Raw genomic sequence first — 13,719 nt, 5'->3', positions numbered from 1 at the left:
CGTTTCCCTCAGGGGTAGGGCAGGTACGGTCACTTCGCCACCGGGCCCAGCACCAGCAGTGCCGTGCCCGCCTCCACCTGGTCGCCGGGGCGGGCCAGGACCTCGGTCACCACCCCGGACACCGGCGCGGACACCCGGGACTCCATCTTCATCGCCTCCAGCGCGAGCAGCGGCTGACCCGCCGTGACGGTGTCGCCCGGCGCGATGTTCACCTGCCAGACCGAGGCCGCGAACTCCGCCTCGATCAGCCGCCCGCCGGGCGGAACCGTCACCTCCGCCGCCGGGGCCACCGGCGCCGCCGCGGCCTCCGCCCGCGCGAACTCACCCGCCGCCTCCCACGCGTCCCGCTCCGCCGCGAACGCCGTCCGCTGCCGGACCCGGAACGCGGCGATGTCCTCGGCGTTGTGGGCCAGGAAGTCCTGGTGGTCGGCGAGGGAGAAGGTGCCCTCCTCGATTCTCGGGGTGAACCGGCCCGAGACCAGGTCGGCGCGCAGCTCCAGCAGTTCGTCCGCCTCCACCGGGTACCACTTGATCCGGTCGAAGAAGCGCAGCAGCCAGGGCTTGCCGGGCTCGAACGCCCCGCGCTGCGCCCAGCCCGACCAGACCTGGGTGGTCCGGCCGACGAACTGGTAGCCGCCCGGCCCCTCCATCCCGTAGATGCAGAGGTAGGCGCCGCCGATGCCGACGGAGTTCTCGGCGGTCCAGGTGCGGGCCGGGTTGTACTTGGTGGTGACCAGCCGGTGCCGGGGGTCCAGCGGGGTGGCGACCGGGGCGCCCAGATAGACATCGCCGAGGCCCAGGACCAGATACTCGGCGTCGAACACCGTCCGGTACACGTCCTCCACCGAGTCCAGGCCGTTGACGCGGCGGATGAACTCGATGTTCCACGGGCACCAGGGGGCGTCGTCGCGGACCCCCGCCATATAGCGGGCGATGGCCTCGCGGGTGGCCGGGTCGTCCCAGGAGAGCGGGAGATGGACCGTGCGGGACGGCACCACCAGTTCGTCGCTGGGCGGCAGCGCGGCCACCAGCCGCCGGACCCGTTCCAGCAGGTCCCGCTGGGGGAGCCGGGCCGGGTCGGTGCGGATCTGGAGGGAGCGGATGCCCGGCGTGAGGTCCAGGACCCCGTCCGGGGTGTCCGCGCCGACCGCCTCCATCAGCGCGTGCACCCGCATCCGCAGCGCCAGATCGAGCTGCATCGGCCCGAACTCGACCAGGAGATTGTCGTCGCCGCTGCGGCGGTAGGTGACATCGCCGTCCCGGGCCAGCACACCCCCGTCGACGATCTCCGGGCGCGGCGAGCCGTCCACCGCGACCGGGGTGAAGCGGACCGTGTCGCCCGGCCGGAGCTGGCCCAGCTTCCAGCGCTCACCGCTCAGCACGGTCGCCGGGCAGACGAACCCGCCGAGCGAGGGCCCGTCGGGGCCCAGCAGCACCGGCATGTCCCCGGTGTAGTCGACGGCGCCGACGGAGTAGGGGGTGTCGTGGATGTTGGACGGGTGCAGCCCCGCCTCACCGCCGTCGGCGCGGGCCCAGCGCGGCCGGGGGCCGACCAGCCGCACCCCGGTGCGGGCCGAGTTGAAGTGGACCTTCCACTCGGCGGCGTAGAAGTCGCGGATGTCGTCCTCGGTGAAGAACTCCGGTGCCGCGTGCGGGCCCTCGACGGCACCGATGTGCCAGACCGAGCCGAAGACGGGCGGGTCGGCGACGGCGACGGCGACGCCGGTGGGGGGTTCTTCCCGGTCGGCTGTCCCCGCCCCTGCCCCGGCGCCGGTGCCGGTGCCGGTTCCTTTCGTGCCGCCGTGCAGGACATCCCCCGTGCGCAGCGCCCGGCCGCCGTGGCCGCCGAAGCGGCCCAGGGTGAAGGTGCTGGCGCTGCCCAGGAAGGCCGGGACGTCGAGACCGCCCGCGAACAGGACATAGGTCCGCAGACCGTGCTCCGCCGGGGCGCCGATCTCCAGGACGGCTCCGGCGGGCACGGTGAACGGCCGCCAGTGGGGGACCGGGACGCCGTCCGCGGTCACCTCGGCGGGGGCGCCGGTGACACAGACGGTGGTGGCGTGGGTGAAGCGCAGGGACGGGCCCTGGAGGGTGCATTCCAGGCCGGGGGCGCCCTCCGGGTTGCCGAGGGCCTCGTTGCCGAGGCGGAAGGAGCGGTCGTCCATCGGGCCGCTGGGCGGGACCCCGATCTGCCAGAGACCGGTGCGGCCCGGCCAGTCCTGGACGGTGGTCAGCGTCCCCGCCGCCACCACCTCGATCCGCGGGGTCGGGTCGGTGACCCGGGCGAGGGTGGCCGTGGAGTGCCCGGCCGCGCGAAAGTCGGGGTCGGTCAGGGCCGCGCGGACCAGCCCGAGATTGGTCTCGATGCCGTCGACCCGGGTGGCGGCCAGCGCCTCGTCCAGCCGGGCGAGCGCGGTCTCCCGGTCCGGGCCGTGCGCGATCACCTTGGCGAGGAGGGGGTCGTACGACGTCGTCACCTCCGTCCCGGCCTCCACCCAGCCGTCCACCCGCACACCCGGCGGGAACTCCACCCGGGTCAGCAGACCGGCGCCCGGCCGGTGGTCGCGGGACGGGTCCTCGGCGTAGAGCCGGGCCTCGACGGCGTGGCCGCGCGGTGGGCCGGGCGCGTGGACGACCCCGCGCTCACCGCGCGCCAGCCGCAGCATCCAGGCGACCAGATCGACGCCGTAGGTCTCCTCGGTGACCGGGTGCTCGACCTGGAGGCGGGTGTTGACCTCCAGGAAGTACGCCTCCTCGCGGGCGGCGTCGTAGACGAACTCGACGGTTCCGGCGGAGCGGTAGCCGACCGAGGCGCACAGTTCGCGGGCGGCGTCGGCCAGTGCGGTGCGGACGCGGTCGGGCAGGCCGGGGGCCGGGGCCTCCTCCAGGACCTTCTGGTTGCGGCGCTGGAGCGAGCAGTCGCGGTCGCCGAAGGTGACGACCCGGCCCTCGCCGTCCCCGAAGACCTGCACCTCGACATGGCGGGCCTGCTCCACGAGCCGCTCCAGGAACACCCCGGGCGTGGCGAAGGAGGCGGCGGCGACCCGCTGCACCCGCTCCCACGCCCCGGCCAGCTCCCCCGCGTCCCGGCACGCCGACATGCCGATGCCGCCGCCCCCGCCGGTCGCCTTCAGCATCACCGGGTAGCCGATGGAGGAGGCGGCGGCGAGGGCCTCGTCCAGGGACTCCAGCAGACCGGTGCCGGGGGCCAGCGGCACCCCGGCGGCCTCGGCGGCGGCCCGCGCGGTGTGCTTGGTGCCGAACAGCTCCAACTGCTCCGGCGTCGGGCCGACGAACACGATCCCGGCGTCCGCGCAGCGCCGGGCGAAGGCCGCGTCCTCGGAGAGGAACCCGTACCCGGGGTGGATCGCGCCCGCCCCGGTGTCCTTGGCCGCCGCGAGCACCAGATCGGCGTCGAGATACGACTCGCGCGCGGGCGCCGGTCCGAGCCGCACCGCCTCGTCCGCGAGCCGGACGTGCGGCGCCGAGCGGTCCGGGTCGGAGTACACGGCGACCGTGCGCAGCCCCAGTTCCCGGGCGGTCCGGATGATCCGTACGGCGATCTCGCCCCGGTTGGCGATCAGGAGGGTGTCGAAGCTCATCGCGCGGCCCCGATCGTCAGTTCGACCGGCGTCGGCTCGAAACCGTTGCACGGGTTGTTGATCTGGGGGCAGTTGGAGACCAGGACCAGGACATCGGTCTCGGCGCGCAGGGTGAGGGAGCGGCCGGGGGCGGAGCGGCCGTCGACGATGCCGAGCGTGCCGTCCTTCTCGACGGGCACGTTCATGAACCAGTTGACGTTGGAGACCAGATCGCGTTTGCCGAGGCCGTGCCGGGCGCCCTCGGCGAGGAAGTTGTCCACGCAGGCGTGCTGGGACCAGGTGTGATGGCCGTAGCGCAGGGTGTTGGACTCCTTGGAGCAGGCGCCGCCGACGGTGTCGTGGCGGCCGACCTCGTCGGCGGTGACCGTCATCAGCGGGGTGTGCTCGCCGGACAGGAGCACGCTGCCGGTGGTGAGGAAGAGGCCGCCCTGGGCGTGGATCGTGTCGGGCGCGCTGTAGCGGACGGCGGTGTCATGGGCGTCGTAGACCAGGAAGTCGACGGCCTGGTTGCCATGCAGATCGGTGAGGGTGAGGGTCTCGCCGGTCCGGACGACGGACGACCAGGCGGCCCGCGCGGGGACGATGCTCCGGGTGACGGCGGTCGTCGTGCCGACGGTCCGGGTGGTGGTCCGGGGGGCGGCCCCGGTGTGCTGCCGGTCGCTGGTCATGCGAGCCCCCTCGCGGCGAGGAATTCGGTGGTGTTGAGGAAGGCGCGGCGGCCCTCGGGAGTGGCGTCCCACAGCGGGTCGCCGGGCCGGGTCGGCGCCGCCCGCCAGGCCAGCACCTCCAGCGCGGTGCAGAGATAGTCCGGGCGCGGATCGACCGGGTGCGGCACATTCGCGAGCAGGACGGTGATGTCCTGCTCGGCGCGCAGGGTGACGCTCGCGCCGGGTCCGGCCGAGCCGGTGAAGTCCAGGGCGCCGTCCTCGCGGACCTCGACGCCCTGGAAGAAGGAGAGCGAGGGCGGCAGATCGCGGGGTTCCAGGCCGTTCTTGGCGGCGGCCAGCTTGAACAGCTCGCGCCCGGCGGGGGAGGCGGACTGCGGGGTGCCGTCGCCGTAGCGGGCGGTGTTGCGGGCCAGCGCGGAGGTGCCGCACAGGGCGTCGTGGCGGCCGGAGGTGTCGGCGGTGACGGAGGCCAGCACCCGGCCCTGGTCGGACAGCAGCAGCACGCCCTCGCCGAGATAGGCGTTCCACTGCACCTTCACCGTGTCGGCCGTGTTCAGCCGCTCCCAGGGGCGGTCGGCGGCGTACAGCAGCAGATGGGCGCAGGCGTCGCCGTGCGGGTCGGTGAGGCGCAGCTCGGTGCCGCGGGCCAGCACCCGGTGGGTGTAGTTGCCGCCCGCGACCGTCTCCGCCCACACCAGATGGCCTGCCTCGCAGGGCGGGGCGGGCCAGTCGGCGGCGGGGACGACGGGCATGGCCTCGGCCCGGGTGCCGTCCTGGGCCCGCGCGTGCGCTCGCGCGCCGTACGGGGTGGCTGTCGCCATGGGGAACCTCCGGCGGGGTGGGTGCGTGGGGTGGATGGGTGGGTGCGTGGGGTGGGGTGGGGCGGGGTGCGGGGTGTGCGGGGTGCGGGGTGCGGGGTGCATCAGGGGGCGGCAGAACGGAGGGAGAGGAGTTTCTGTCGCTTGACAGAAATTAGGTGCGGGCCGGGTCGCGGGCGTTGCCCGGATGTTCCCGGGGGGTTACCGATCCCTCACGGCGGGCGGGAGGCGGTGGGCGGGCAGCGGTGGGCGGGGTGGCGTGACGCGGTCCGGCCCGGCGGGACCGGGTCCGGCGGGATCGGGATCGGGATCGGGATCCGGGGCCAGCGGGATCGGGGTCCGGCGGGACCGGGATCGGGGTCCGGGGGGGGGTCGGGTCCGTGGGGATCCGGATCCGGGTTCGGGTCCGTGATCGTCCCGCCCATCCCTGTGCGACGATCGGACCCATGGGGACCACGGGTGGTGCACGGCGGGTCGGGCGGCCACGGGCCGCGGGGCGCCCGGACAGCGGGCTCGCGCCCCGGGCCGAACTGCTGCGGGCCGCCGCCGAGTTGTTCACCACCCTCGGCTACGCGGCCACCTCCACCCGGGCCGTCGCCGAGCGCGCCGGGATGCGGCAGGCGTCGATGTACCACTACGTCTCCGGCAAGGAGGAACTCCTCGCCGAGCTGCTGGAGTCGACGGTCACCCCGTCCCTCGCCTACGCCCGCGAACTCCTCGCCGATGACACCGGGCCCGCCGAGCACCGGCTCTGGGAGCTGTGCCGGGCGGATGTGGAACTGCTCTGCGGTGGCCCGCACAATCTGGGCGCCCTGTATCTGCTGCCCGAGGTGCGCAGCGAGCGGTTCGCCGGGTTCCGCGCGGTGCGGGCGGAGCTGCGGGACGCCTACCGGCAGTTGCTGGCGGCCACGGCCGCGGGCGGTGTCCTCGGCAAGGGGGACCTGGAGCTGCGGACGGATCTGGTGTTCGGGCTGATCGAGGGTGTGATCCTGGTCCGGCGCTCGGGACCGGACCGGCCGGTGGCGCTGTTCGCGACGGCCACGGCGGACGCGGCGCTGCGGATCGCCGGGGGCTGACTCGGCGTCACCCGTCCGGGCGAAGGGGTTTCGTATGCCCGCGCGCCGTCACGGAATGTGTGCGAACCGGAACTGGGCGTGCAAATGGGCCCGAGGGTACTCCTGTCGCGGGGCCCATTTCAGGGGCTTGCCGAAGATGACCCGGTGATGATCCGCCCGGACTATGCTCGCCCGCAGCGCACCGAGTTGAGTTGAAATCGTGCGTTTGTTCAAGAGATTCCGAAGGTCTCGAACATCCAGAAGAGGTCTTGAACATCCAGAAGACCCCCCTTTTCCAGAATTCCCCCAGCACAGTGCCTCAAGCACGCCCGCCCGAGATCCCCGTCGATTCGCTTCCGAGGGCCCACATGGTGAGTGTTCAACCCCCACCCCGACGCCGCGAAGTTCCCACCGCGCGCCTGCTGTTGCCGCCCGCCGTACTGATGGCCGCGGCGACCGGAGCCGCCGTCGCCCTGGTGGCACCGTCCGCACGGGTCGCGGTCGGTGTCTGCGGTGCCGTGGCCACGCTGCTGGTGACCCTGACCGCCGCCGAGGCGGTGCGCCGGGGCCGGGCCCTGCGGGCGCTGACGGCCGAGCACGCCCGGCACACCGCGCATCTGGAAGGCCGGATCGAGGACAACGACCGGCGCATGCTCTATCTCGCCACCGATATCGTCCCCGGCTCCATCGACCACATGCGCAAGGGCAACTCCATCGGCGAGGTGCTGGGCCAGCTCGACGAGATCGAGGCCGGCTGGAGCACCATCCCCGAGGTCCAGAAGGAACTGGTCCGGCTGATGCTGCGGATCGTCGACCAGGAGGAGAACCTCCGCGACTCCGCCCAGCGCTCCTTCGTCAATGTCGCCCGCCGCGTCCAGGCCATCGTCCACCAGCAGGCCAATGAACTCCGGGAGATGGAGGAGGACCACGGCACCAACCCCGAGGTCTTCGACGATCTGCTGCGGATCGACCACGGCACCGCGCTGATCGGCCGCCTCGCCGACTCCATCTCGGTGCTCGGCGGCGGACGCCCCGGCCGTCAGTGGCCCGAGGCCGTCTCCATGTACTCCACCCTGCGCGGCGCGATGTCCCGGATCCTGGAGTACCGCCGGATCTCGCTGGACAACATCGCCCGGATCAGCGCCAAGGGCATCTACGTCGAGCCGATCATCCACGCCTGCGCCGAACTCTTCGACAACGCCACCCGCTACTCGCCCCCGCACACCAAGGTGCATGTCACCGCCGTCGAGGTGCAGAGCGGACTGGCCATCGAGATCGAGGACGGCGGCATGGGCCTGGGCGAGGAGTCCCGGGCCGGTGCCGAGCAGATGCTCGCCAACGCCATGATGGGCGTCGACATGCAGGAACTCGGCGACAGCCCCCGCCTCGGCCTCGCCGTCGTGGGCCGTCTGTGCGCCCAGTTCAACATGCAGATCTCGCTGCGCACCTCCGCGTACGGCGGGGTCCGCGCGGTCCTGGTCGTCCCGATGACCATGCTCACCCATGAGCGCGGCGTCGGTCTCGCGCACGGCATCGGCGCCACCGGCGTCCCGGTCACCATGGAGGCCCTCGAAGGCCCCGCCCGGCCGCCCAAGACCCGCCGCCCCACCAGCCCGAAGATCCCCGCCGGGGTCTCCCTGGAGGACGACGTCCCGGTCGTCACCGAGTGGACGGCGAACGGCCTGCCCCAGCGCCGCAGCCGCGCCACCGTCCCGATCACCCAGCGCATCAAGGAGCAGTACGCCGCCCAGTACGCCGCCGAGCGGGCCGAGAAGGAGGAGCGCGAGGCCCGTGAGGCCGCCCGCGCCGCCGGGTTCCACCGGCCGGAACCCGAGCCGGAGCAGGAGGAGTTCGTCGCGCCCGGCGCCTGGGTCGAGTCCTTCTGGGAGGGGCTGAAGAAGGACCTGCCGCCCGGCACCCATCCGACCGACTTCACCCGGAACCCGACCAAGTACCTCCATCTGATCGACGACGACCCGGCCCGCGACACGGCCGATGACGAAGGGGACGTCAAGTGACGTACCGGGCCAACTTCGACTGGCTGCTCAAGGATCTGTACGACGGGGTGCCCGGCATCGGGATGATCGTGGTGCTCTCGGCCGACGGACTGCGCCTCGCCCGCTACTCCGGCGACCCCGACGCCGCCGACCGGGTCGCCGCCGCCTGCGCCGGGATGCAGAGCCTCGCCAACGCCGTCGCCCAGGAACTGCCCGGCAGCGACGGGGAGATGAACCTGATCGTCATCGAGATCGACCGCGGCTACTTCTATCTGATGGCGGCCGGCGCCAACGCCTATCTCGCGGTCCTCTCCGACATCACCTGCGAGCCCGGCATGATGAGCAACCGCATGCGCGACCTGGTCGTCCGGATCGGCGCCCATCTCACCAGTCCCGCCCGGCACAGCAACGGGCAGACCGTATGACGCCTCCGAAACGCCGGCGGCGCCACCCCGAGGCGCCGCCCCAGCCACCGCCGGGCCCCGACCGGACCCGGCACCCCGGCGACGCCCCCGCCGCGCCCCCGGCGCACACCGGCCGGCCGCCGGACCCGGCCCCCGACGCCCCGCCCGCGCAGGACGGCCCGAACGGCCAGAACCCCGAGCGGTTCTACGTCATCGGCGGCACCGACGGCGACCGCGCGGGCCTGGATCTCGTCACCCTGGTCGTGGCCCGCGCCGAGGACCCGCCGCCCTCCACCACCCCCGAGCAGGCGGCGGTGCTGCGACTGTGCGCGGCGCCCCTCTCCGTGGCCGAACTCTCGGCCTATCTCAGCCTTCCGTACAGCGCGGTGACCGTCCTGCTCACCGACATGCTGACGGCCGAACTGGTCCAGGCGCGGGCCCCCATCGTCCGGCAGGCGCTGCCCGACCGTTCCCTTCTCGAAGCGGTGATGCATGGACTTCAGCAGCTCTGACACCCTTCCCGGCCCCCGCACCGAGGACCATCTCCCGCACACGGCCCAGGCCGCGGTGAAGATCGTGATCGTGGGCGGGTTCGGGGTCGGCAAGACCACCATGGTCGGCTCCGTCAGCGAGATCACACCGCTGACCACCGAGGAGACCATGACCCAGGCCGGGATCGGCGTCGACGACAACCGGGGCTCCGACACCAAGACGGCCACCACCGTCGCCATGGACTTCGGCCGCATCACCGTCTCCGACCGGCTCGTCCTCTATCTCTTCGGCACCCCCGGCCAGGAACGCTTCTGGTTCCTGTGGAACGGCCTGTTCGAGGGCGCGCTCGGCGCGGTGGTGCTGATCGACACCCGGCGCCTGGAGGTCAGCTTCGACGTCATGGGCCGGCTGGAGGAGCGCGGGGTGCCCTTCATCGTCGCCGTCAACACCTTCCCCGACGCCCCCCACTACGCCGTCGAGGATCTGCGCGCCGCGCTCGACCTCGCCCCGGAGATCCCCATCGTGGAGTGCGACGCCCGCCGCCGCGCCTCCAGCCGGGACACCCTGATGACCCTCATGCGCTTTCTGCACAAGCTCGCCATGGCGGGCGCTCTCACCTGACCCCCCGCCCCTTCCCCGGAGCCCCTCCCGTGACCTCTGACACCCACTCCACCCCCGGCACCGCCCTCCCCGGCGTCCCCCCGCCCGGCTGCCCCGCCCACCGCACCGGCCCCGGCGGACCGCACCGCCTCTACGGCCCCGAGGCCCTCGACCTCAGCGGCCTCTACGAGAAGCTCCGCGCCGAACACGGCCCCGTGGCCCCCGTCCTGCTCCATGACGACGTGCCCATCTGGGTGGTGCTCGGGCACGCCGAGAACCTGCACATGGTGCGCACCCCCTCCCAGTACACCCGCGACAGCCGGATCTGGACCCCGCTCACCGAGGGCCGGGTCAAGCCCGACCATCCGCTGATGCCGCACATCGCCTGGCAGCCCATCGCCTCGCACGCCGAGGGCGACGAGCACCTCCGGCTGCGCGGCGCGGTCACCGGCGCCATGTCCACCATCGACCACCGCTCCCTGCGCCGGCACATCTACCGCCACACCCAGCGGCTCGTGAACCGGTTCTCCGAGCGCGGCACCGCCGACCTGGTCAGCCAGTTCACCGAGCATCTGCCGATGGGCGTGATGTGCGAGATCCTCGGCATGCCCGACGAGTACGGCGACGAACTCGTGGCCGCCGCCCGCGACACCCTCAAGGGCACCGAGACCGCCATCGCCAGCCACGCCAAGCTGATGGAGGCCCTCAGCCGGCTCACCACCCGCCGCCGCGCCGACCCCGGCGAGGACTTCACCAGCTATCTCGTCCGCCACCCCGCCGGACTCAGCGACGACGAGGTCCGCGAACACCTCCGGCTGGTGCTCCTCGCCTCCTACGAGGCCACCGTCAATCTGCTCTCCAGCGTGCTGCGGATGGTCCTCACCGACCCCCGCTTCCGCGCCCAGCTCAACGGCGGCCAGATGACCGTGCCCGAGGCGGTCGAGCAGTCCCTGTGGGACGAACCGCCCTTCAGCACGGTGTTCGCCTACTTCGCCAAACAGGACACCGAACTCGGCGGCAAGCGCATCAAACGCGGCGACGGTCTGCTCTTCGCCCCCGCGCCGGGCAACATCGACCCGCGCGTCAGGCCCGACCTCGCCGCCCATATGCAGGGCAACCGCTCCCATCTCGCCTTCGGCGGCGGCCCGCACGAATGCCCCGGCCAGGACATCGGCCGCGCCATCGCCGATGTCGGCGTCGACGCGCTGCTGATGCGGCTGCCGGACGTGGAACTCGACTGCGCCGAGGAGGAGCTGCGCTGGACCGAGTCCATCGCCTCCCGCCATCTGGTCACCCTGCCGGTCACCTTCGACCCCAGGCCCACCCAGGACATCCAGTCGCCCCCGGCGGTCCGGCACGCGGCACCCCGCCAGAACTGGGAGATCGTCGCCCCGAGGCCCGCCCCGGCGCCCGACCTCCGGTCCCTCACCAGCACCCCGCCCCCGGAGCTCACCGAGCCCCTCGCGCCCCCGGAACCGGCCCCCGCCCCCGCCCCCGAGCCGAGGCCCGGCGCCTGGCGCCGCTTCCTGCGCTGGTGGCGCGGGGACGGAGCCTAGGGCGCCGCCCACTCCCCGGGGTCCGTCCAGGCCGTCAGCTCCCGGTCGCTGCGCAGCCGGTGCTCGACACCGGTCACCGGGTCGGTGAACTCCAGGGAGCGGGCCAGCAGCTGGAGCGGGCGCCGGAAGTCGCCGTCGGGCACCGGCGGGGCCACCTCCGGGTACAGGGGGTCGCCGAGGATCGGGACGCCGAGGGCGGTCATGTGGACCCTCAGCTGATGGGTCTGGCCGGTCGCCGGGGTCAGCAGATACCGGCCCAGCCCGTCGGCCCGGTGCTCGGCGAGGGCGATCCCGCTGACCGCGTTCGGCTCGCCCGGCACCTCCCGCGCGGTCAGCACCCCGCGCTCCTTCACGATCCGGCTGCGCGCGGTCCGGGGCAGTACCAGCCCCGGATCGTAGGGGGCCACCGCCTCGTATCCCTTGAGCACCCGGCGCTCCGCGAACAGCCCCTGATACGCCCCGCGCTCGGACGGCCGTACGGTGAACAGGACCAGGCCCGCGGTCAGCCGGTCCAGGCGGTGGGCGGCGCCCAGCTCCGGCAGCCCCAGCTCCACCCGGAGCCGGGCCAGTGCCGACTGCACCACATGACCGCCGCGCGGGGTGGTCGCCAGGAAGTGCGGCTTGTCGGCGACGACGATGTGCTCGTCCCGGTGGACGATCCGGATCGGGAACGGCACCGGCACCTCGTACGGCAGCTCGCGGTGGAACCAGACATACATCCCCGGCACGAAGTCCGCGTCCGGCTCCACCGGGCGCCCGTCCGCCCCGACGATGAGCCCCGCCTCCAGCATCCGGGCCACCACTCCGGGCCCGGCCCCCGACAGCCGCTCCACCAGATACGCCCCGGCCGACCCCCAGGGCCCTTCGCGCGGCAGCCGCACCCGTACCGGGTCGATCCCGTCGCGCTGGGGCAGCGGGGAGGGCGGGGGCACGGGGCGGCGGCTCATGGTGGTTCAGGGTACGAGGGCGGGGGCCGTGGCCGTGGTCGTGCCGCGGGAGCGCCAGAGGCGGTATCCGGCGCCGAGGGTCACCGTGACAGTGAGGAAGAGGACCGTGAACCACTGGAAGTACCAGTGCCCGCCCGCCGGGTCGTACACCTCCGCGCGGGGCCAGGCCAGGTTGACGGTCATGAACAGGCCGTAGAGCAGGGCCAGGGCGTTCACCGGGACGCCCCAGCGGCCCAGGGAGAAGAGGGGGGCGCCGGTCTCGTCGGTGCCGGTGCGGGGGAGGCGGCCCCGCAGACGGGCGACCAGGAGGGGGCCGGTGACCATCGCGTACGCCAGGTACAGCATCACGATGCAGGTGGTGCCGATGGCGAGGAACGCCTCCGGGGAGGCGAAGTTCAGCAGCAGCAGGGCGGCGGCCAGCAGGCCGACGATCACGGCGGGGGCGTGCGGCATCCCGGTGCGCGGGTTGACCTTGGCCAGACGGCCGGAGAAGGGGAGCTGTCCGTCGCGGGCCATGGAGAACAGCATCCGGCAGGCCGAGGTCTGGATGGCGAGGGTCGCCACCGCGATGGCCACCGCCACATCGGCCAGCAGCAGCCGCCCGACCCCGTCACCGAGGCTGCTGGTCAGGACGTAGCTGAGGCCGTCGACCGCGAGGCGGCCGTCGGTCAGGCTCGGCGCGGCCAGCAGTCCGCCCAGCACGATCAGCCCGCCGAGCAGGCCCGCCGCGGCCAGCGCGGTGAGGATGGTGCGCGGCGCGGTACGCCTCGGGTGGTGCGTCTCCTCGCTCATCTCGCCCGCGCTGTCGAACCCGATCATCACGTACGCGGCCGTGAACGAGCCCACCAGCAGCGCCCCCAGCAGCCCGGACTCGGCGCCGCCGGTCATGTGCAGGGTGATGCCGGGGGAGCGCTCGGCGTGGGTGAGGAGCAGGACGACGATCAGGATGGCGCCGATGATCTCGGCGGTGACCCCGATCCGGTTGACCGCCGAGAGGACCCGGTTGTCCAGGACGTTGACGAGGGTGGTGAGGGCGAGGAGCACCACACCGAGGACGGCGGCGTTCGCGGCGCCGTCGGCGGAGGTGGGGGCGGGGTCGGTGCCGATGATCTGGAAGCCGGACCAGATCGGGGGCAGCACCATCTGGAGGGCGAGCGCCGCCGCCGCGACGACCACGATCTGCCCGATCACCATGATCCAGCCGGCGAACCAGCCGAAGACCGCGTTCGACAGCCGGGTGGACCACTGGTAGATCGCCCCGGATATCGGGTAGCGGGCGGCGAGTTCGGCGAAGCAGGCGGCCACCAGCAGCTGTCCGACCAGCACCACCGGCCAGGTCCAGAAGAAGACCGTGCCGCCGAACGCGTAGCCGATGGTGAAGAACTGGAAGACCGTCGTCAGCACCGAGATGAAGGAGAACCCGGCGGCGAAGGAGGCGTACTTGCCCAGGCTGCGGTGGAGTTCCTGGCGGTAGCCGAACTCGGAGAGGGAGGCGTCGGGGGTGGCGGAGCCATCGGGGGCGTGCGGCGGGTCGGGGCGGACATCGGAGGGAGCGGTGGTGGTCACGGCGGCACCTGCCT

General features: G+C 73.1%; 11 protein-coding genes. 6 read left to right on the top strand and 5 right to left on the bottom strand.

The features are described from left to right. Positions 1–29: 29 nt before the first annotated feature. The 3 genes from ABZX40_RS01260 to ABZX40_RS01250 are packed head-to-tail and all read right to left on the bottom strand — an operon-like array spanning position 30 to position 5,091. Positions 30–3,602: a 5-oxoprolinase/urea amidolyase family protein gene (locus tag ABZX40_RS01260; protein ID WP_355732764.1), complete on the bottom strand. Its 3,573-nt coding sequence runs from the start codon at positions 3,600–3,602 to the stop codon at positions 30–32. After that, positions 3,599–4,270 carry an urea amidolyase associated protein UAAP2 gene (locus ABZX40_RS01255; protein ID WP_355732766.1) on the bottom strand — a complete coding sequence of 224 codons (672 nt, stop codon included), beginning with the start codon at positions 4,268–4,270 and terminating at the stop codon, positions 3,599–3,601. The genes ABZX40_RS01260 and ABZX40_RS01255 overlap by 4 nt, the downstream gene beginning before the upstream one ends. Next, complete coding sequence (locus tag ABZX40_RS01250) at positions 4,267–5,091, bottom strand: urea amidolyase associated protein UAAP1 (protein WP_355732768.1); 825 nt, start codon at positions 5,089–5,091, stop codon at positions 4,267–4,269. The genes ABZX40_RS01255 and ABZX40_RS01250 overlap by 4 nt, the downstream gene beginning before the upstream one ends. A gap of 443 nt (positions 5,092–5,534) precedes the next feature. Between ABZX40_RS01250 and ABZX40_RS01245 the strand changes: the two genes are divergently transcribed. The 6 genes from ABZX40_RS01245 (at position 5,535) to ABZX40_RS01220 (ending at position 11,192) form a co-directional block, all read left to right on the top strand. Further along, positions 5,535–6,164 carry a TetR/AcrR family transcriptional regulator gene (locus ABZX40_RS01245; protein WP_355732771.1) on the top strand — a complete coding sequence of 210 codons (630 nt, stop codon included), beginning with the start codon at positions 5,535–5,537 and terminating at the stop codon, positions 6,162–6,164. 347 nt (positions 6,165–6,511) lie between these two features. Next, entirely contained in the window at positions 6,512–8,161 is a 1,650-nt protein-coding gene (locus ABZX40_RS01240; protein WP_355732774.1) for an ATP-binding protein, read from the top strand. Beyond that, a complete protein-coding gene (locus tag ABZX40_RS01235; RefSeq protein WP_355732777.1) occupies positions 8,158–8,565 on the top strand; it encodes a roadblock/LC7 domain-containing protein in 408 nt (135 codons plus the stop codon). The genes ABZX40_RS01240 and ABZX40_RS01235 overlap by 4 nt, the downstream gene beginning before the upstream one ends. Continuing rightward, entirely contained in the window at positions 8,562–9,056 is a 495-nt protein-coding gene (locus ABZX40_RS01230) for a DUF742 domain-containing protein (RefSeq protein WP_355732780.1), read from the top strand. The genes ABZX40_RS01235 and ABZX40_RS01230 overlap by 4 nt, the downstream gene beginning before the upstream one ends. Next, entirely contained in the window at positions 9,037–9,657 is a 621-nt protein-coding gene (locus tag ABZX40_RS01225; RefSeq protein ID WP_355732783.1) for an ATP/GTP-binding protein, read from the top strand. Before ABZX40_RS01230 ends, ABZX40_RS01225 begins: the two co-directional genes overlap by 20 nt. A gap of 29 nt (positions 9,658–9,686) precedes the next feature. Next, complete coding sequence (locus ABZX40_RS01220; protein ID WP_355732785.1) at positions 9,687–11,192, top strand: cytochrome P450; 1,506 nt, start codon at positions 9,687–9,689, stop codon at positions 11,190–11,192. Here the strand turns inward: ABZX40_RS01220 and ABZX40_RS01215 are convergent. Together ABZX40_RS01215 and ABZX40_RS01210 are read right to left on the bottom strand one after the other, a co-directional pair. Then, positions 11,189–12,139 (bottom strand): pseudouridine synthase, encoded by a 951-nt coding sequence (locus ABZX40_RS01215; RefSeq protein WP_355732788.1) that lies wholly within the window; start codon positions 12,137–12,139, stop codon positions 11,189–11,191. The two genes, ABZX40_RS01220 and ABZX40_RS01215, sit on opposite strands and share 4 nt — an antisense overlap. Positions 12,140–12,145: 6 nt before the next feature. Then, positions 12,146–13,705, bottom strand: a complete 1,560-nt coding sequence (locus ABZX40_RS01210) for an amino acid permease (protein WP_355732790.1) — start codon at positions 13,703–13,705, stop codon at positions 12,146–12,148. Positions 13,706–13,719 lie beyond the last annotated feature (14 nt).

It is taken from the genome of Streptomyces sp. NPDC004610 (genome assembly GCF_040609715.1).
Lineage (GTDB): Bacteria > Actinomycetota > Actinomycetes > Streptomycetales > Streptomycetaceae > Streptomyces.
Note: the sequence above shows the minus strand (reverse complement) of the source record. Positions and strands in the feature narration are given on the sequence as shown.

Excerpts from the sequence above, each read along its gene's own strand:
- ABZX40_RS01260 (WP_355732764.1), bottom strand. The coding sequence starts at position 3,602 with ATGAGCTTCGACACCCTCCTGATCGCCAACCGGGGCGAGATCGCCGTA.
- ABZX40_RS01255 (WP_355732766.1), bottom strand. The coding sequence starts at position 4,270 with ATGACCAGCGACCGGCAGCACACCGGGGCCGCCCCCCGGACCACCACC.
- ABZX40_RS01250 (WP_355732768.1), bottom strand. The coding sequence starts at position 5,091 with ATGGCGACAGCCACCCCGTACGGCGCGCGAGCGCACGCGCGGGCCCAG.
- ABZX40_RS01245 (WP_355732771.1), top strand. The coding sequence starts at position 5,535 with ATGGGGACCACGGGTGGTGCACGGCGGGTCGGGCGGCCACGGGCCGCG.
- ABZX40_RS01240 (WP_355732774.1), top strand. The coding sequence starts at position 6,512 with ATGGTGAGTGTTCAACCCCCACCCCGACGCCGCGAAGTTCCCACCGCG.
- ABZX40_RS01230 (WP_355732780.1), top strand. The coding sequence starts at position 8,562 with ATGACGCCTCCGAAACGCCGGCGGCGCCACCCCGAGGCGCCGCCCCAG.
- ABZX40_RS01225 (WP_355732783.1), top strand. The coding sequence starts at position 9,037 with ATGGACTTCAGCAGCTCTGACACCCTTCCCGGCCCCCGCACCGAGGAC.
- ABZX40_RS01215 (WP_355732788.1), bottom strand. The coding sequence starts at position 12,139 with ATGAGCCGCCGCCCCGTGCCCCCGCCCTCCCCGCTGCCCCAGCGCGAC.